Source organism: Sphaerimonospora mesophila, from assembly GCF_001417795.1.
In the GTDB taxonomy this organism is placed as follows: domain Bacteria; phylum Actinomycetota; class Actinomycetes; order Streptosporangiales; family Streptosporangiaceae; genus Sphaerimonospora; species Sphaerimonospora mesophila.
The window spans coordinates 71,699-89,397 of record NZ_BCBX01000033.1; the positions used below are offsets into that span (position 1 = coordinate 71,699).

Here is a 17,699-nt window from a genome sequence, read left to right on the forward strand (position 1 = left end):
CCGGTCGTCCTACGTCCTTACCCTCCCGGTGCCGTTCCTATCGGTACGGGTGTCCACCGCCTCCACCTTTTGTTGATAACAGCGAAAGTTATAAAAATCTGAGTGGAAAGACCTTCACAGAACGACCAAAGTCGGCGTACCTTCTGGTCAATCCTTCGATCGGGAGAGGCAGATGAGCGAGCTGCTGGTCATGCGGGGGATCGTCAAACAGTTTCCGGGCGTACGCGCGCTGGACGGCGTCGACCTCGATGTCCGGGCCGGTGAGGTCCACTGCCTGCTCGGTCAGAACGGAGCGGGCAAGTCCACCCTCATCAAGATCCTCGCCGGGGTGCACCAGCCGGACGAGGGCACCATCACCCTGGGCGGCGAACAGGTGCGCTTCAGCGGCCCAGTGGCGGCCATCCGGTCCGGCATCTCCACCATCTACCAGGAGCTCGACCTGGTCGACGGGCTGACGATCGCGGAGAACGTCTTCCTCGGCCACGAGCACGCCAGGCTGGGCTTCATCAGGCGCGGTGAGATGAACAGGGCGGCCGCCGAGCTGCTCGGCCGGCTGGGGCACGGCGAGCTGCGGCCGGCCACCGAGGTGGGCCGGCTGCCGGCGGCGGCCAAGCAGGTCGTCAGCATGGCCAGGGCGCTGTCGCACCGCGCCCGCCTGATCGTCATGGACGAGCCATCGGCCGCGCTCGCACACGACGAGGTCGCCAACCTGTTCCGGGTCGTCCGCGAGCTCACCGGCCAGGGGGTCGCGGTCGTGTACATCTCGCACCGCCTGGAGGAGATCCGCGAGATCGGCGACCGGGTGACCGTGCTGAAGGACGGCAGGACGGCGGCCGTCGGGCTGCCCGCACGTGAGACGCCGACCGCCACCGTCGTGTCGCTGATGACCGGCCGCAACGTGGAGTACGTCTTCCCGCCCCGCCCCGAGCCCGGGTCGCATGACGGCCGCCCTGAGGTGCTCCGGGCCGAGGGCCTCACGCTTCCCGGCCGCTTCGCCGACGTCACGCTCACCGTGCGCGAGGGCGAGATCGTGGGCCTCGCCGGCCTGGTCGGCTCCGGCCGCTCGGAGATCGTCGAGACGATCTACGGGGCCCGCCGGCCCAGCGCCGGCCGGGTGCTCCTGGACCGCGAGCCGGTGCGGCCCGGCAGCACCGTGCGAGCCGTACGGCTCGGCATGGGGCTGGCGCCCGAGGAGCGCAAGTCGCAGGCGCTGCTGATGAACGAGACGGTCGGGCGGAACATCACGATCGCCGGCCTCGGCACGTTCGCCAGGCTGGGCTGGATCGACCGACGCCGCGAGCGGGCGGAGGCCGCCCGGCTGGTCAAGGCGCTCGAGCTACGCCCGCCCGATCCCGATCGCCCGGTACGGACGCTGTCCGGCGGCAACCAGCAGAAGGCCGTGCTGGGCCGCTGGCTCACCCGCCACGGCGACGGGGTGCGGAGCCGCAGGCTGCTGCTGCTCGACGAGCCCACCCGCGGAGTCGACGTCGGCGCCCGCGCCGAGCTGTACGCGCTGATCCGGCGGCTCGCCGACGAGGGCATCGGCGTGCTGCTCGTGTCGAGCGAGGTGCCCGAGGTGCTCGGGCTCGCCGATCGGGTCCTCGTGCTGCGGGACGGCACGGTCATCCACGAGTCGGACGCCCGCGATCTCGACGAGGCACGCGTACTGGACATGATCATGGAAGGGAGTGCGCTGTGACCCTGCTCGTCCGCGTACGGGAGGCCCGCCACCTCGGTCTGGTCGTGGCGCTGCTCCTGCTCGCGGCCGTGGGACTGATCACCAGTCCGGACACCTTCGGCACGTCGTCGAACCTCGTGAGCATTCTCGCGCTGGCCTCGACGATCGGTGTGATCACGGTCGGCATGACGTTCGTCATCATCGGCGGCGGCATCGACCTGTCGGTCGGCGCGGTGATGGCGCTCGCCTCGGTGTGGGCGACCACCCTGGCCACCCAGTCGTACGGGCCGGTGGTGATGGCGGTCTGCGCCGTGCTCGTCGGCACGGGCGCCGGGCTGGTCGGCGGTTTCCTGATCTCCTACGGCCGGATGGTGCCGTTCATCGTCACGCTGGCCATGCTGGTGGCGGCGCGCGGGCTGGCCCAGCGGATGTCCGACCGCAAGACCCAGCTCATCCAGCCGGAGAACAGCGCCATCGTGGAGCTGTCGACCACACGGGTGCTCGGCCTACCGCTGCTGGTCTACATCTTCGCCCTCGTCGTGGTCGTCGGCTGGCTCGTGCTCAACCGCACGACCTTCGGCCGCAGGACCTACGCGGTCGGCGGCAACCCGGAGGCGGCCCGGCTCGCCGGGATCGACGTGCGGCGTCACACGATGATGCTGTACGCGCTGTCGGGCCTGTGCTGCGGGATCGCGGCGATCATCATCATGGCCCGCACCACCACCGGGTCGAGCACACACGGCGACCTCTACGAGCTGGACGCCATCGCCGCGGTGATCATCGGCGGCACCCTGCTCACCGGCGGTCGCGGCACGATCATCGGCTCGATCCTCGGGCTGCTGATCTTCACGCTGATCACGAACCTGTTCATCCTCAACGGGCTCAACACGAGCGACCAGCTCATCGCCAAGGGCCTGATCATCGTCATCGCCGTCCTCCTGCAGCGACGCGGTCTCGAGTCCCGAACATAGATCCCCTTATACGAGGAGAAGTGCCATGAACAGAAGCGTCGGCCGGCGCGGTTTCCTGGTGAGTGGAGCCGTCGTCGGCGCCGGCACCCTGCTGACCGCCTGCACGAGCAACGAGCCCGAGGCCGCCGCGGCTCCGACACAGCAGACGGCGGCCGTCGGCGGCACCGACAACGACCAGCCCGGCACGCGCGTGGTGATGGGCTTCTCCGCGCCCGCCGCCGACCACGGCTGGATCGCCGCCATCGCCAAGAACGCCGAGGCCCAGGCCAAGCAGTACGCCGATGTCGAGTTCAAACCGGTCGAGCCGACCAACGACATCAACCAGCAGATCTCCGCGGTCGAGACGCTCATCCAGGCCAAGGTGGACGTGCTGGTGCTCCTGCCCAACGACGGCGAGCAGCTCAACCAGGTCGCGCGCAAGGCGATGGACGCCGGCATCCCGGTGGTCAACCTCGACCGGGTCTTCCCGGACAAGCTGTCCTACCGCACCTGGGTCGGCGGCGACAACTACGGCATGGGCGTGGCGGCCGGCCACTACATCGGCAAGAAGCTCAAGGACAAGGGCGTCGCCGACCCGGTGATCCTGGAGATCCAGGGCATCGCGACGCTGCCGCTGACCCAGGACCGCAGCAAGGGCTTCGCCGACGCGCTCAAGTCGTACGGCTTCAGCGTCACGGCGCAGCAGGACGCGAAGTTCACCGTCGAGTCGGGCACGCAGGTCGCGGGCAACCTCCTGCAGGCGCACAAGAAGATCGACGCGATCTGGAACCACGACGACGACCAGGGCATCGGTGTGCTGGCCGCGATCAAGGAGGCGGGTCGCGACGAGTTCTTCATGGTGGGCGGGGCCGGCTCGGCCAACGCGATGCGGGACATCCAGTCGGGCAGCGGCGTACTGGAGGCGACCGTCACCTACAGCCCCACCATGGCCTCGTCGGCCGTCAAGCTGGCCCGGCTGATCGCCCAGGGCAAGGGCATGAGCGACCTGGTCGAGAACCAGGTGCCGCAGTCGATCACGCTGGCGTCGGAGACCGTCACCAAGGAGAACGTGCAGGCGTATCTGCCGCTCGGCTTCGAATCCTAGATCTGGGGGAGATCTCGTGACAGAGAGCAGGCCGGCGCTCGGCGTCGGCATGGTCGGGCACGCGTTCATGGGACGCGTGCACTCACAGGCGTGGCGCGGCGTCGGCGCCGTCTTCGACCTCCCGGTCAGGCCGGTGATGGCGGTGCTGGCCGGCCGATCGGCCGAGCGTACGGCCGCGGCCGCGGCCAAGCTCGGCTGGGCGGCGGCGGAGACCGACTGGAAGCGGCTGATCGAGCGTGACGATGTGGACATCGTCGACGTCTGCACGCCGGGCGACTCGCACGCGGAGATCGCGATCGCCGCGCTGACGGCGGGCAAGCACGTGATCTGTGAGAAACCCCTGGCCAACACCGTGGCCGAGGCCGAGGCCATGACGGCGGCCGCGCGGTCGGCGGCGGCCAGGGGCGTGCGCAGCATGGTGGCCTTCAACTACCGCCGGGTGCCCGCCGTAGCGCTCGCCCGGCGTCTCGTCGAGGGGGGCAGGCTGGGGGAGATCCGGCACGTCCGGGCACAGTACCTCCAGGACTGGATCGTGGACCCGGACTTCCCCCTGGTGTGGCGGTTGCGCAAGGACAAGGCGGGGTCGGGGGCGCTCGGAGACATCGGCGCCCACATCATCGACACGGCCCAGTTCATCACCGGTCAGACGCTCGTCGGGGTCTCGGCCCTGACCGAGACCTTCATCAGGGAGCGGCCGCTCGCCGAGGGCGCGAGCGGACTCACCGGCGGGAGCCGCACCGGCGATCTGACGGGCGAGGTGACGGTCGACGACGCGGCGCTGTTCATCGGCCGGTTCGACGGTGGGGCGCTCGGTTCGTTCGAGGCCACCCGATTCGCCACGGGCCGGAAGAACGCCCTGCGCATCGAGGTCAACGGCTCGCTCGGCAGCCTCGCCTTCGACTTCGAGGCGATGAACGAGCTGTGGTTCTGCGACGCCGCCGACGGCGCCGACGCCGGCTTCCGGCGGATCCTCGTCACCGAGCCGGAGCATCCGTACGCGGGGGCGTGGTGGCCGCCCGGGCACGGGCTCGGCTACGAGCACACGTTCGTCCACGAGGTGAAGGACTTCCTGGAGGCGATCGCCGCCGGGACCGATCCGACGCCGTCGTTCGAGGACGGCCTGCGCGTGCAACGCGTGCTGGCGGCCGTCGAGGAGAGCGCAGCGAGCGACTCCCGCTGGACGACGGTATGACTGACAGAGAGCAGGTGTGAGATGACGCGTCCGATCACGTTGTTCACCGGGCAGTGGGCGGATCTGCCGTTCGAGGAGGTCTGCCGGCTGGCGGCGGAGTGGGGGTACGACGGCCTGGAGATCGCCTGCTGGGGCGACCACTTCGAGGTCGACAAGGCCCTGGCCGACGACTCCTACGTGGAGCGCAGACGGGAGATCCTGGCCAAGCACAACCTCGGCGTCTGGACGATCTCCAACCACCTGGTCGGGCAGGCGGTCTGCGACGACCCCATCGACGAGCGGCACAGGGGCATCCTGCCCGCCCGCATCTGGGGCGACGGGGAGCCCGAGGGCGTACGACGGCGCGCGGCCGAGGAGATGAAGGACACCGCGCGGGCGGCGGCCAGACTGGGCGTCTCCACCGTCGTCGGGTTCACCGGGTCGTCGATCTGGCACACCGTGGCGATGTTCCCGCCGGTGCCGCCGTCGATGATCGAGGCGGGGTACGCCGACTTCGCCGACCGGTGGAACCCGATCCTCGACGTGTTCGACGAGGTCGGCGTGCGGTTCGCCCACGAGGTGCACCCCAGTGAGATCGCCTACGACTACCACACCACCGTACGGACGCTCGAGGCGATCGGACACCGGCCGGCCTTCGGGCTCAACTGGGACCCCTCGCACATGGTGTGGCAGCAGGTCGATCCGGTGGGGTTCATCCTCGACTTCGCCGACCGGATCTACCACGTCGACTGCAAGGACACGAAGGTCCGGATCGGGGACGGCCGCCGCGGCCGGCTCTCGTCACACCTGCCGTGGGCCGACCTGCGCCGCGGATGGGACTTCGTCTCGACCGGACGGGGCGACGTGCCATGGGAGGACTGCTTCCGCGCGCTGAACGCGATCGGCTACGACGGCCCGATCTCCATCGAGTGGGAGGACGCCGGCATGGACCGGCTCGCCGGCGCCCCCGAGTCGCTCGCCTACATCCGCACGCTCAACTCGATCACCCCGCCCGACGCCGCCTTCGACGCGGCGTTCTCATCCGAGTGATCCGCCGATGAAGGTGTGATCGACCCCCGCGCGGTGCGCCGCCCGACCTCCCTCCTCGGGCGGCGCACCGACGTCCCTTACCCGCCGGACATCGGCCTGTGCCTCCGGCCGCCCTTGACGGTCTGTTGGGGACCGTAATAGAACACGTTTCAATAGGACGGGCGGAACGGGTGGGGCAAATGGAAGTCAATCTCGTCGACCAGGACCTCTACGCGCGGCGCGGGGCTCCGTACGACCAGTTCCGTCGGCTGCGGGCGAACGAGCCGGTCTTCTGGCACGAGGGGGACGCCGAGCGTGGCTGGCCCGGGTTCTGGGCGATCACCAGGCACGAGGACGTCGTGCACGTCTCCCGCCGCTCGGACCTGTTCTCCTCCTACCGCCGCCTGGCGCTGTTCGACGAGATGCCGCAGGCCGACATCGAGCTCCAGCGGCTGATGATGCTCAACCAGGATCCGCCCGAGCACACCCGGCGGCGCTCGCTCGTCAACCGCGGGTTCACCCCACGAGTGATCGGCCGCATGGAGGAGCACATCAGGGACATCTGCCGGCGGCTCATCGACGAGGCGGAGGGCCTGCCCGAGGTGGACTTCGTCAGGGACCTCGCCGCGCCGCTCCCGTTGTACGTGATCTGCGAGCTGCTCGGCGCCCCCGTGGAGGACCGGGACAAGATCTTCGAGTGGTCCAACCGGCTGATCGGCAGTGAGGACCCCGACTACGCCGCAACCCCGGAGGAGGGCCAGGCGGCCGCGATGGAGGTCTACGCCTACGCCGACGCCCTGGCCGCGGCCCGCAGGGAGGACCCGCGGGACGACATCGTCACCCGGCTCCTGCGTCCCGACGACAGCGGTGAGGTGCTGGGCCAGGACGAGTTCGACCTGTTCGTGCTGCTGCTCATCGTCGCGGGCAACGAGACCACCAGGAACGCCGCGTCGGGCGGCATGCTGGCCATGTTCGAGCATCCGGCCCAGTGGGCCCGGCTGGTCGCCGACCCGTCCTTGGCCGCGCGGGCCGCCGACGAGATCGTCCGCTGGGTCTCCCCGGTGAACCTGTTCAGGCGTACGGCGACCGCCGACACCGAGATCCGGGGTCAGAAGATCGCCGAAGGGGACAAGGTCGTGGTCTTCTACTCCTCGGCCAACCGCGATGAGGACGTGTTCGCCCTGCCCGACGTGTTCGACGTCGGCCGTGACCCCAACCCGCACATCGGCTTCGGCGGCGGCGGGGCGCACTTCTGCCTCGGCAATCACCTGGCCAAGCTCGAACTCAAGGTTCTCTTCGAGACGCTGGCCGAGCGCTTCCCCGACATCCGCCAGATCGGCGCGGCGACCCGGCTCAGGTCCAACTTCATCAACGGCATCAAATCCCTCCCCGTCGCCCTCAAACCATGATCACCCCCCTCTCAAGCCGTGATCTTGCGAATTCTCGCAGGAACGGCGGCTGACCGGCCACGACACCAGTCGTGATCTTGCATTTTCTCGCAGGCGACCACAACGACCTGCGTCTGTCGTTTCCGTGATCTTGCATCTGGTTATCCACAGACGAAGGGGGATCGGCCTGGACGGATGGCCTGAGGGCGCAAGATCTGAGCCATGGAGGACTATCTTTCTTCACCGCTCGTCGGCGCGTACGGGCTGACGTATTCCGATCTGTCCCGAATGGTGGCGACCGGACGGCTTCAGCGGATCACCCGTGGCGGCTTCTACGCGGGCGCCGACCCCGTGCGCTTGCCGTACGTGCCCGCGCGGTCGGCGGTGCCACGTCGCCCGACGTGATCGCGTGCCGCCGGACTGCCGCCTGGCTCTGGGGGCTCGACGTGCCGCCGCCGGGCAAGGGCCAGGCGCAGTGGCCGGTGGAGGTCGTCGTGCCCAGTCGTGCGCGCACGCCGCCTCGCGGGCCCGATGTCGTCGCCTACCAGACCGACCGGCCGGCGAGTCGCAGATCAGCGCATGTGTGTGCGAGAAACTGCAAGATCACAAAAGGGATCGGCGCAGCTCAGGGCGGATGCGTGCGAGCAAGTGCAAGATCACGGGGGAGGGGTGTGGTCAGGGCCAGGGGGAGTACTGCTCGGGGTCTCCGCCGTCGGTCAGCAGACGGAGATCGGCCTCGACCATCATGGCGACGAGTTCCTCGAAGGACACGGTCGGCTCCCAGCCGAGCTGCGTCCTGGCCTTCTTCGGGTCGGCGCACAGCAGGTCCACCTCGGCCGGCCGGTGCAGCGACCGGTCGGGTACGACGTACCGCTCCCACTCGAGTCCGGCGGCGCCGAACGCGGCCTCCACCAGCTCACGGACCGAATGCGTACGGCCCGTGCCGATCACGTAGTCCTCGGGCGTGTCGGCCGTCATCATCATGTGCATCGCGCGGACGAAGTCGCCGGCGTAGCCCCAGTCGCGCCGTGCCTCCAGGTTGCCCAGGCGCAGTTCGGTCGCCATGCCGAGCTTGATCCGGGCGACGCCCAGTGAGACCTTGCGGGTGACGAACTCCGCTCCCCGCCGGGGCGACTCGTGGTTGAACAGGATGCCCGACACCGCGAACATGCCGTACGACTCACGGTAGTTCTGCGTGAGGAAGTGCCCGTACGTCTTGGCCACGCCGTACGGCGAACGGGGATGGAACGGCGTGCGCTCGGTCTGCGGCGTCTCCCTGACCTGGCCGAACATCTCCGAGGACGACGCCTGGTAGAACCGGATCCGCCCGGCGGCCGCCCCGCGCGAGGCGGTGATCCCCGAGCAGACGCGGATCGCCTCCAGCATGCGCAGCACGCCCATCCCGGTCACCTCGGCGGTGAGCTCGGCCTGCTCCCACGACATCGGCACGAACGAGATGGCGCCCAGGTTGTAGACCTCGTCGGGCTGCACCTTCTCCACCGCGGAGATCAGCGAACCCTGGTCGAGGAGATCGCCGCGGACGAGCCGTACGTCCTGGAGCAGTCTGCGCACGCGCGGCACCCGCGGGTTGGCCTGGCCGCGCACGAGACCCCACACCTCGTAGCCCTCGCTCAGCAGGTGTTCCGCGAGATAGGAGCCGTCCTGACCGGTGATGCCGGTGAGCAGCGCACGCCTGGTCAACGGATCCTCCTCGCCTGAGCCCAACTCTGGTCTGTGATGACGCGAATGTACCGCCATGCCCGGCTCACGGCCCCATCCGTCCGGCCATTCGATGCTAGAACACGTTGCACCGAATGACGTTCTAGTAAGCTAACCGTGCAGGTCCGGTGGCCTGTGGGCAAAGCGGGGAGCAATTCCACCTCGCGTTCCCCCACCAGGGTCCAATGGTAGGGTGCACTGGCAGCCCCCACAGGGGCACGGCTGGAGAAACGGCTGGAAAGGGGTGCCGCTTGGCGGAGAGGCTGCGAGTCGCGCTGCTGTCCTACCGCAGCAAACCCACCTGTGGCGGTCAGGGGGTGTACCTGCGCCACATCAGCCGCGAACTCGTCGCACTCGGGCACCACGTCGAGGTCTTCTCCGGCCAGCCGTACCCGGAGCTCGACGAGGGCGTCGTGCTCAACGAGGTCCCCAGCCTGGACCTCTACCGGGACGAGGACCCGTTCCGCACCCCGAAGCGCGAGGAGTACCGCGACTGGATCGACGCGCTCGAGGTCGCCACGATGTGGACGGCGGGCTTCCCCGAACCGCTGACGTTCAGCCTGCGCGCCTACCGCGAGCTCAAGAAGCGCGTCGGAGACTTCGACGTGGTCCAGGACAACCAGACGCTCGGCTATGGCGTGCTCGGCATCCAGCGGCACTTTCCGGTGGTCGGCACCATCCATCACCCCATCAGCGTCGACCGGCGGATCGAGCTGCAAGCCGCCAAGGGCTGGAAGAAGCTGTCGATGCGCCGGTGGTACGGCTTCGTGCGCATGCAGCGCTTCGTCGCACCCCGGCTCAGCCCGATCCTCACCGTCAGCGAGTCGTCCCTCGCCGACATCCACCGCGACTTCGGGGTTCCGCAGTCCAACATGCGGCTTATCCCGCTCGGCGTCGACACCCGCTTCTTCCACCCCCGCCCGCAGTTGCCCAAACGTCCGGGCTCCGTCGTGGCGGTGGCCAGCGCCGACTCCCCGATGAAGGGGGTCGCGACGCTGCTGCGCGCGATCGCCAAGCTCGCCACGGAGCGGGAGGTCGACCTGACCGTGGTCAGCAGACCGACCCCCGGCGGGCCGACCGAGAAACTGGTCGCCGAACTGTCCTTGCACGACCGGGTGCGGTTCGTGCACGGCATCTCCGACGAGGAACTGGCCGAGCTGATCGCCACCTCCGAGGTGTCCGTCGTCCCCTCGCTGTACGAAGGGTTCTCGCTGCCGGCCGTCGAGCACATGGCGTGCGGGACCCCGCTGGTGGCCAGCCGTACGGGCGCCCTGCCCGAGGTCGTCGGCGACGCGGCCGTCCAGGTCGCCCCGGGCGACGCCGAGGAGCTCGCTGCCGTGCTGCGGCGGCTGCTCGACTCCCCGCAGGAGCGGGCGGCGGTCGGCCGGAAGGGCTACGACCGTGTGATGGAGCGGTACGCGTGGCCGATCGTCGCGCGGCGCACCGTCGAGGCGTACGGCGAGGCCATCGCGGCCCATCGGGCCCGCATCGGCCGTACGGCCCACTGACCGATCCGACCCCGAACCCTCCCGCGATCACGAAAGGTGGGGCGAGTGCTGACCGTCGACTTCAACCGGCTGCCCGTCGGGCCGGGGAACCGCGTTCTCGACCTGGGCGCCGGCGGGGGCCGGCACGCCTTCGAGGTGCTGCGCCGGGGCGCCGACGTCGTCGCCTTCGACATGGACGCCGCCGAGCTCGAGGGGGTGGCCGCCATGTTCGCCGCGATGGACAAGGAGGGCGAGGTCCCCTCCGGCGCGTCCGGCGAGACGGTGGTCGGCGACGCGCTCGACATGCCGTTCCCGGACGCCTCGTTCGACCGCGTGATCGCGGCCGAGGTCCTGGAGCACATTCCCGACGACATGACCGCGATGCGGGAGATCGTCCGGGTGCTCAAGCCCGGCGGCCTGGCCGCCGTCACGGTGCCCAGCTTCCTGCCGGAACGCATCTGCTGGGCCCTCTCAGAGGACTACCACACCGCTCCCGGCGGACACATCCGGATTTATACCTTGGCGGAGCTCCAGGCGAAGCTGAAGTCCTGCGGACTCGAGGTGGGCGGCCACCATTACGCCCACGGCCTGCATGCGCCGTACTGGTGGATCAAGTGCGCGGTCGGCGTGCACAACGACGAGCATCCGCTGGCGAAGGCGTACCACGAGCTGCTGGTCTGGGACATCATGGAGCGTCCCCTGATCACCCGGCTCGCCGAGGCCGTGCTCGACCCGCTGATCGGCAAGAGCGTCGTGGTCTACGTCCGGAAGCCGGCATGACGGAGGTCCCGGCCGAGCTTCCGACGGTGTCCGGGATCATCACGCCCGACCAGGTGCTGCGGACGGCCCGGAGCATCGCGGCGATCCAGGAGCCCGACGGCGGCGTGCCGTGGCCGGACGGGCACGTCGACGCGTGGAACCACATCGAGTGCCTGATGGCGCTGACGGTCGCCGGTCTGCGCGACGAGGCGCGCCGCGGCCACGAATGGCTCGTACGGCACCAGCGACCGGACGGCTCCTGGCCCATGAAGGTGGTCGGCGGTGCGCCGGCCGACGCCGCAGGGGAGTCGAACCACGCGGCGTACATCGCGGTGGGCGTCTGGCACGACCTGCTGGTGACCGGTGACGAGGCCTTCGCCCGCGCGATGTGGCCGGTGATCGTCAGGGCCCTCGACTTCGTGACCGGGCTGCGGACGAGCCGGGGCGAGATCCTGTGGCAGCGTGACGCCGACGGGGTCCCGGCGGCGTACGCGCTGCTCACCGGATGCTCGTCGATCTACCAGGGACTGCGCTGCGGCGTGCTGCTCGCCGAGCGGCTGGGCGACCCCCGGCCCGACTGGGAACTCGCCGCCGACATGCTGGGACACGTGATCGCCGCCCACCCGGAGGCGTTCGCCGACAAGAGCCGTTTCTCGATGGACTGGTACTACCCCGTGCTCGGCGGTGCCGTACGCGGGCCCGAGGCGGTGCGGCGGCTCGACCGGGAGTGGGACACCTTCGTCGTGCCCGGCCTGGGCGCGCGCTGTGTCAGCGACCAGCCGTGGGTGACCGGGGCCGAGTCGTGTGAGCTGGCGCTGGCCCTCGACGCGGCGGGCCTGCGCGAGCGGGCCCTGGGCGTGTTCGCCGACATGCAGCACCTCCGGCACGAGGACGGCTCCTACTGGACCGGCTGGCAGTTCGTGAACGGCAGGCACTTCCCGCACGAGCGCTCGGGCTACACGGCGGCCGCGGTGATCCTCGCGGCCGACGCGCTGTCGGAGGCCACACCCGGCTCCGGCGTGTTCCGCGACCTCGGCGGCCACCTGGACTCCGGAGACCACAGGGACGCCGGAGACCACCCGGTCCGCGGCACCGACGACTGCGGCTGCGAGCGCACCCCCGCCTGACCACGAGATCACGCGGAGACGCGCTCCAGGACGCGCAGGGAACCGACGGCGCGGACCTCGGTGAACCACCCCGAGGCGAGGGCGCGCAGGTAGACCCGGTAGGGCGCCTGCCCGCCGTCGGCCGGATCCGGATAGATGTCGTGGAACACCAGCGCGCCCCCCGGCATCACGTGCGGAGCCCAGCCCTCGTAGTCCTGAGTCACCGGCTCCTCCGAGTGGCCGCCGTCGATGAACAGCATCCCCAGCGGCGTGTGCCAGAACCTCGCGACGGTGGCGGAGGCGCCGACGACGGCGATCACCTCGTCCTCCAGGCCGGCGGCGGCGATGGTCTCACGGAAGAACGGCAGCGAGTCCATCCGGCCCGACCTCGGATCCACCAGCTCCGGATCGTGATGCGGCCATCCCGGCTGGATCTCCTCCGAGCCGCGATGGTGATCGACGGTGAAAACGATCGACCCCGCCATTCGGGCGCCCGCGCCGAGGTAAACGGCCGACTTACCGCAATATGTGCCGATCTCGCAGATGGGGCCGCGGGAGCCGTACGTCGAGGCGATCTCGAACAGGGCCAGCCCCTCATCCGGCGGCATGAACCCCCTGGCCTTCTCGGCCAGGTGGCGAAGCTCGGCGGGCATCGTCGTCGCGCTCATGCTGTCTCCCCCGGTACGGCTGGGCCGGACGGTCACCGAACAAGATTCTTTCATGTCCCTTGTTCGTTCTGATGGAACATGTTCTACTTTGCATCGTGAAACAGCGCGATCGGATGACCTGGGATGAGATCGCCGAGTTCCTCCGGAACGGCCGTGCGCCGGTCGCCTCCGTGATCGAGCCGCTGCGCACCGCGTCCCGGGGAACACCGCAAGATCGATCCAGGCCGGGTGAGCGGGTGCTGGCGTGAGGCCGGAGCGATCCGGAGAATGAGATCGCGATGACAGCCGCACGACATGAGGAGGCGTCATGAAGATCCAGGTCGACTACGACGTGTGCGAGGCGAACGCCGTCTGCATGGGCCTCGCCCCGGAGGTCTTCGAGGTCGACGACCAGGACATGCTCCACGTGCTGATGCCCGAACCGCCCGCCGAGCTGCACGACCGGGTCCGGCACGCGGCGCGGTCCTGCCCCAAGGCCGCCATCACCATCGTGGACGACTGACCGCGGACCACCCCCAGATCGGACGACCAGGAGGCCCCATGCGCGGCGCGCTCTTGCACGCGGTAGGCGATGACAAGCTCGACATCCGCGATGATTTCACGCTGACGCCGGTGGGACCGGCCGACGTCCGCGTACGCATCAGGGCGACCGGGGTCTGCCATTCCGACCTTTCGGTGCTGTCGGGCGTGCTGCCCATGCCGCTGCCGGTGATCCCGGGCCACGAGGGCGCGGGCGAGGTCGTCGAGGTGGGCGACCAGGTGACCACCGTCGAGCCGGGCGACCACGTCATCATCAACTGGACGCCCGCCTGCGGCGACTGTCCGAACTGCGTCATCGGTCAGCCGAACCTCTGCATGACGTACATCATGAGGAGCTTCGCCGAGGCCAGGTTCCGCTACGACGGAGACAAAGCGGCGTTCGGCATGTCGGGCTGCGGCACCTGGGCCGAGGAGATCGTGGTCCCCTGGCAGGGCGCCGTCAAGGTCGACCCGGAGGTTCCCTTCGAGGCCGCCGCGTTGATCGGCTGTGGGATCACCACCGGCGTCGGGGCCGTGCTCAACACGGCGAAGGTGCGGCCGGGGACGACCGTGGCCGTCGTCGGCTGCGGCGGCGTCGGGCTGTCGGTCATCCAGGGGGCCCGGTTGTCCGGCGCGACCACGATCCTGGCGATCGATCCGCTGGAGTCCAAGCACGAGCTCGCCAAGAAGGTGGGCGCGACCCACGCGTGCACGCCCGAGGGGCTCGGGGACGCGATCGGCACGCTGACCGGCGGCCAGGGCTTCGACTACGGCTTCGAGGTGGTCGGCAGGTCCGCGGCGATCATGACGGCCTGGCAGGCGACCCGCCGCGGCGGCGACGTGATCGTCGTCGGGGCCGGCGCCATGGACGACAAGGTGCCGCTGTCGGCCTTCAGCCTGCTGTTCGAGGGCAAGAACCTGCTGAGCTCGATGTACGGCGGAGCCGACGTGCGCAGGGACTTCCCGCGTTTCGCCGCCCTCTACCAGGCGGGCAGGCTCGACCTGGACAGTCTGATCAGCTCACGGATCAGGCTCGCCGACCTGAACGAGGCCGTCGCGGCGCTCAAGAGCGGCGAGGTGCTCCGCCAGATCGTCGTCTTCGACTGACGCCATCACTCGGGCGGCGGTCTGGCCGTGGTGTCGCTGCCAGGGGTTCACCCCCATGCCCAAGCCAACACCCCCTCCCCGTGATCTTGCACTTGCTCGCACGGATCCGCCCTGAGCTGCGCAGATCGCTATCGTGATCTTGCAGTTTCTCGCACGTAACCGCGCCGACCTGTGGTTCCTTCGTGTAGTTTCTGCAAGATCAAGAATGGTGTTTCTGCAGGTGGGAGGGGGGTCGTGCGAGTATTCGCAAGATCACGGGGGGGGAGGGAGGGTGGGGGGTTAGAGGTCGGCCAGGAGGCGTTCGGCGGCGAGCTCGATGCGTGCCTGGATCTCGTCATAGGTGCGCTGGCCGCGCAGCATCTCCAGAAGCTCGTACACCCAGATGGCGGCCAGCGACTCGGCGAGCGAGAGCCGCTCCCCGCCGGCATCGGCCGCGCCCGTCTCGGCGTCGGCCGTGTCCATGACGTGCCCGTCCGAGATGATCCTGTCCGCGGCGCCTTCGTTCGCGCGGGCCTCGACGACGGCGGCCCGCAGCAGCAGCCGTGCCAGCCGGTCTCCGAACGGCGTCTGAACCTCGGCCACGATCAGGGAGCGGATGAGGGCGTCGGCGAGTTCGGGCTCGCGCATGAGGCCACGGGTGGCGCGCATCAGGAGGTCCACGGCCCGGCCCGCCGGTGTGGCCGACGCGGGGGGACGGCGCTCGATGCTCGTCTCGAGCAGGTCGATCTCCTCGCTCACCACCGCCACGACGAGATCCATTTTCGAGGGGAAGTAGCGGTAGAGCGTGCCGAGGGCGACGCCCGCTCGCTCGGCGACCGTGCGCATCTGCATGGCTTCGACGCCTCCCCGGGAGGCGAGCGCGGCCGCCGCCTGGATGATGCGTCGGCGTCGCTGGTGCTGGCTTCGACCGCGAACACCGGTGGCCCCCTTCGGGGGTGGCGCCGGGCCGTCGGCGGCCGCGCGCGAGGTACGCATGAGAACACGTTATCTGACTGCCGTTCTCCGCAAGGATTACCGGTTGGTCATGGATACCCGCACGCCTACGCGCTTATCCGTAGTGATCACGCGGCCGTTGCCGCCCCGGCAGGGTCGCCCTTGGGCCGATATTAGAAGCTGTTCTAGTTTCCGTTCGAGGGATGCGGGGGGAGAGATTCTCCGGCGTACGCCGTCCGGCCTCGCCGCGTACGGCGGCGACGGTGTTCACTGCGATGGGAACGGCCGGTCGACCACTGCTCAGGTGTCGTCACAGGTGCGCTCGTGCCCGCCTCCGGCGGTGGGACGGCGCGGTGCGGCGGGAGCTCATCGCGATGTCCGGCCCGGGGCTTCCCGTGCCGCCGAGGCGACCGCTCTCGGCTAAACGATCAAGGCGTGACCATGTTGGGCAGTGCGAAGAACACGAGCAAGGTGATGGCCAGGCAGATCAGGAAGCCGACCAGCTCCCACGCCCAGTCGTAGTGACGCTCGCGATTCCTGACGCGCTTGCTCCGCGCTCGCGCCCCGCCCTCCCCGGACTTCACGGAAGCCCCGGACTTGACGGAAGCCTCGGTCTTCGCGGAAGTCCCGGTCTTCGCGGTGGCCTTGCTCTCCATGGAAGCCGTGGCCTCCACGGCGCCCTTGGTCTCCACGGAGTTCTTGCTCTCCACGGGAGCGGAGACCGCCTTCGCGGCGGTCCGCTGACCGTCGCCCGTCTCCTGCCTCTTCTGCGTGCTCTCCTGATCCAGCGGGCGGAACGCGTCGAACGGTTCGGTGGCGGGGTCCGATACGGCGGGCGCGGCGAGCACGGGGGGTTCTGACGGCGCGGCCTGCACGGCGTCGGTCGTCGCATCCGCGGCCGGGGGCGTCGCCGCCGCGGCCCGTCGCCTGCGCATACGGCCCTCGGCGAGCGCGGCCAGCAGCGAGCCGCGCAGCCTGGGCATGGGCTCGGTGGTGGCCTCGTGCTTGGCCCTCCGCCTGGGCCTGGTCGGATCGAGCGACCCGGCGGGGAACGTCTCGGCCTGGGCCGTACCGTCCTGGGCGGCGTCGGCCGGGACCGCGCCGGCCGGGAACACGCAGGTGTTGCTGACCTGGTCGGGCGCGCTGAGCGGCAGCGGCCAGGACGGCGCGGTCGGCCACAGCCGCTTGATCGGCAGCGGGGGAGCGGCGGCGGCCGCTTCCGGATCCTGGCGGGGCAGCGACGACAGCACCCGGCCGCGTACGGCACCGGCCGGGCGGCGCCAGGGCAGCCGCGCCAGCACATCCTCGATGGGGGCGACGCCGATCGCGTCGTAGACCTCGGCCACCTCGGACGTGAGGTAAGGCGCCGACCTGGCGGCCGACACCGCGGTGGCCATCGTCTGGGTGAAGCGGTGCCTGGCCCCGGCCGTGAGGTCCTCGGCCGTGTCCTGGGCGACGTCGAGCACCAGCGCCAGCTCGGGCGTCGTCAGCCCGCACACGGCGGACAGCAGCAGCACCTCGCGCTGGTGCGGCCGGATGTCGCGGAAGACCCGCTCGATGAGCGCGGTGGCGGGGTCGGCGGCCGAGTCGACGGCGGGCATGGCGTAGCTGACGTCCCGGCGGTAGATCTCCCGGCGGGCCAGCGCGTAGAGGACGGCACGCGGCGGCTCGGCGAACGGCAGCGCCGCGAACACCGCCACGACGGCGTCGGCCGCCGATGTGGTCTCGCCGAGCTGGTCGTGACAGTACGCGAACAGCCCGGCGGCGTGACGCTCGTAGAGCTCGGCGATCAGCTCACCCCGGGAGCGCCTCCCGGTGAGCGGCTGACCGGTGAGCGGTGTAGTCACGACCGCCTCCTGGGTGGTTCGTAGGGCAGATGGAAAGCCCGAGGCCAATCATGCCAACACATCATGGGTCGGCGCACCTCAGATGCCTTATTGATAGGCATTCGGTCCTCTTCGCGCATCATTCATGTGTTCGGAATCATGGCCATCCGGACGGATCGGCGGGTACGGTCGTAAGCTGACGGTCGAGAGTCATCAACAGAAGAGTCATCAACGCGACGGGCATTCGGCAAGGG

General features: G+C 69.8%; 17 protein-coding genes. 13 read left to right on the forward strand and 4 right to left on the reverse strand.

All coding sequences use genetic code 11. The features are described from left to right. Positions 1-172 precede the first annotated feature (172 nt). From AP234_RS10415 to AP234_RS10445, 7 genes are all read left to right on the forward strand, one after another. On the forward strand, positions 173-1,699 hold the full coding sequence (locus AP234_RS10415; RefSeq protein ID WP_055479407.1) for a sugar ABC transporter ATP-binding protein: 1,527 nt from the start codon (positions 173-175) through the stop codon (positions 1,697-1,699). Beyond that, complete coding sequence (locus AP234_RS10420) at positions 1,696-2,649, forward strand: ABC transporter permease (protein ID WP_200926387.1); 954 nt, start codon at positions 1,696-1,698, stop codon at positions 2,647-2,649. The genes AP234_RS10415 and AP234_RS10420 overlap by 4 nt, the downstream gene beginning before the upstream one ends. A 25-nt stretch (positions 2,650-2,674) precedes the next feature. After that, positions 2,675-3,733: an ABC transporter substrate-binding protein gene (locus AP234_RS10425; protein ID WP_055479408.1), complete on the forward strand. Its 1,059-nt coding sequence runs from the start codon at positions 2,675-2,677 to the stop codon at positions 3,731-3,733. Positions 3,734-3,749: 16 nt separating this feature from the next. Beyond that, on the forward strand, positions 3,750-4,925 hold the full coding sequence (locus AP234_RS10430) for a Gfo/Idh/MocA family protein (protein ID WP_268778040.1): 1,176 nt from the start codon (positions 3,750-3,752) through the stop codon (positions 4,923-4,925). Positions 4,926-4,946: 21 nt separating this feature from the next. After that, on the forward strand, positions 4,947-5,954 hold the full coding sequence (locus tag AP234_RS10435; protein ID WP_055479409.1) for a sugar phosphate isomerase/epimerase family protein: 1,008 nt from the start codon (positions 4,947-4,949) through the stop codon (positions 5,952-5,954). A gap of 179 nt (positions 5,955-6,133) precedes the next feature. Further along, entirely contained in the window at positions 6,134-7,342 is a 1,209-nt protein-coding gene (locus AP234_RS10440; protein ID WP_055479410.1) for a cytochrome P450, read from the forward strand. A 201-nt stretch (positions 7,343-7,543) separates the two neighbouring features. After that, a complete protein-coding gene (locus AP234_RS10445) occupies positions 7,544-7,726 on the forward strand; it encodes a hypothetical protein (RefSeq protein ID WP_055479411.1) in 183 nt (60 codons plus the stop codon). Positions 7,727-7,996: 270 nt separating this feature from the next. On the opposite strand, the gene AP234_RS10450 is transcribed toward AP234_RS10445, so the two are convergent. Further along, positions 7,997-9,022 carry a GDP-mannose 4,6-dehydratase gene (locus tag AP234_RS10450; protein ID WP_055479412.1) on the reverse strand — a complete coding sequence of 342 codons (1,026 nt, stop codon included), beginning with the start codon at positions 9,020-9,022 and terminating at the stop codon, positions 7,997-7,999. A gap of 269 nt (positions 9,023-9,291) precedes the next feature. Here AP234_RS10450 and AP234_RS10455 point away from each other — a divergent pair, with 269 nt between their 5' ends. Genes AP234_RS10455 through AP234_RS10465 form a run of 3 tightly spaced genes read left to right on the forward strand, consistent with a single transcriptional unit; the run spans position 9,292 to position 12,413 of the window. Then, positions 9,292-10,548, forward strand: a complete 1,257-nt coding sequence (locus AP234_RS10455) for a glycosyltransferase family 4 protein (protein WP_055479413.1) — start codon at positions 9,292-9,294, stop codon at positions 10,546-10,548. A gap of 45 nt (positions 10,549-10,593) precedes the next feature. After that, positions 10,594-11,307 carry a class I SAM-dependent methyltransferase gene (locus AP234_RS10460; RefSeq protein ID WP_055479414.1) on the forward strand — a complete coding sequence of 238 codons (714 nt, stop codon included), beginning with the start codon at positions 10,594-10,596 and terminating at the stop codon, positions 11,305-11,307. Beyond that, a complete protein-coding gene (locus tag AP234_RS10465; protein WP_235558091.1) occupies positions 11,304-12,413 on the forward strand; it encodes a prenyltransferase in 1,110 nt (369 codons plus the stop codon). The genes AP234_RS10460 and AP234_RS10465 overlap by 4 nt, the downstream gene beginning before the upstream one ends. Positions 12,414-12,421: 8 nt before the next feature. Here AP234_RS10465 and AP234_RS10470 read toward each other — a convergent pair whose 3' ends face one another. After that, positions 12,422-13,060, reverse strand: coding sequence for a class I SAM-dependent methyltransferase (locus AP234_RS10470; RefSeq protein WP_055479415.1), 639 nt, complete (start codon positions 13,058-13,060; stop codon positions 12,422-12,424). A gap of 95 nt (positions 13,061-13,155) precedes the next feature. On the opposite strand from AP234_RS10470, the gene AP234_RS37140 reads away from it, so the two are divergent. Genes AP234_RS37140 through AP234_RS10480 form a run of 3 tightly spaced genes read left to right on the forward strand, consistent with a single transcriptional unit; the run spans position 13,156 to position 14,686 of the window. After that, on the forward strand, positions 13,156-13,308 hold the full coding sequence (locus AP234_RS37140; protein ID WP_160330409.1) for a hypothetical protein: 153 nt from the start codon (positions 13,156-13,158) through the stop codon (positions 13,306-13,308). Positions 13,309-13,367: 59 nt separating this feature from the next. After that, on the forward strand, positions 13,368-13,562 hold the full coding sequence (locus tag AP234_RS10475) for a ferredoxin (protein WP_055479416.1): 195 nt from the start codon (positions 13,368-13,370) through the stop codon (positions 13,560-13,562). A gap of 38 nt (positions 13,563-13,600) precedes the next feature. Then, on the forward strand, positions 13,601-14,686 hold the full coding sequence (locus tag AP234_RS10480; protein ID WP_055479417.1) for an alcohol dehydrogenase catalytic domain-containing protein: 1,086 nt from the start codon (positions 13,601-13,603) through the stop codon (positions 14,684-14,686). A gap of 279 nt (positions 14,687-14,965) precedes the next feature. Here the strand turns inward: AP234_RS10480 and AP234_RS10485 are convergent, their stop codons facing one another. After that, a complete protein-coding gene (locus AP234_RS10485) occupies positions 14,966-15,661 on the reverse strand; it encodes a TetR family transcriptional regulator (RefSeq protein WP_083501975.1) in 696 nt (231 codons plus the stop codon). A gap of 386 nt (positions 15,662-16,047) precedes the next feature. Continuing rightward, positions 16,048-17,466 (reverse strand): hypothetical protein, encoded by a 1,419-nt coding sequence (locus AP234_RS10490; protein WP_055479418.1) that lies wholly within the window; start codon positions 17,464-17,466, stop codon positions 16,048-16,050. Positions 17,467-17,699: the final 233 nt, after the last annotated feature.

Coding starts and splice junctions, on each gene's coding strand:
- AP234_RS10415 (WP_055479407.1), top strand. CDS start 173: ATGAGCGAGCTGCTGGTCATGCGGGGGATCGTCAAACAGTTTCCGGGC.
- AP234_RS10425 (WP_055479408.1), top strand. CDS start 2,675: ATGAACAGAAGCGTCGGCCGGCGCGGTTTCCTGGTGAGTGGAGCCGTC.
- AP234_RS10435 (WP_055479409.1), top strand. CDS start 4,947: ATGACGCGTCCGATCACGTTGTTCACCGGGCAGTGGGCGGATCTGCCG.
- AP234_RS10440 (WP_055479410.1), top strand. CDS start 6,134: ATGGAAGTCAATCTCGTCGACCAGGACCTCTACGCGCGGCGCGGGGCT.
- AP234_RS10445 (WP_055479411.1), top strand. CDS start 7,544: ATGGAGGACTATCTTTCTTCACCGCTCGTCGGCGCGTACGGGCTGACG.
- AP234_RS10465 (WP_235558091.1), top strand. CDS start 11,304: ATGACGGAGGTCCCGGCCGAGCTTCCGACGGTGTCCGGGATCATCACG.
- AP234_RS10470 (WP_055479415.1), bottom strand. CDS start 13,060: ATGAGCGCGACGACGATGCCCGCCGAGCTTCGCCACCTGGCCGAGAAG.
- AP234_RS10475 (WP_055479416.1), top strand. CDS start 13,368: ATGAAGATCCAGGTCGACTACGACGTGTGCGAGGCGAACGCCGTCTGC.
- AP234_RS10480 (WP_055479417.1), top strand. CDS start 13,601: ATGCGCGGCGCGCTCTTGCACGCGGTAGGCGATGACAAGCTCGACATC.
- AP234_RS10485 (WP_083501975.1), bottom strand. CDS start 15,661: ATGCGTACCTCGCGCGCGGCCGCCGACGGCCCGGCGCCACCCCCGAAG.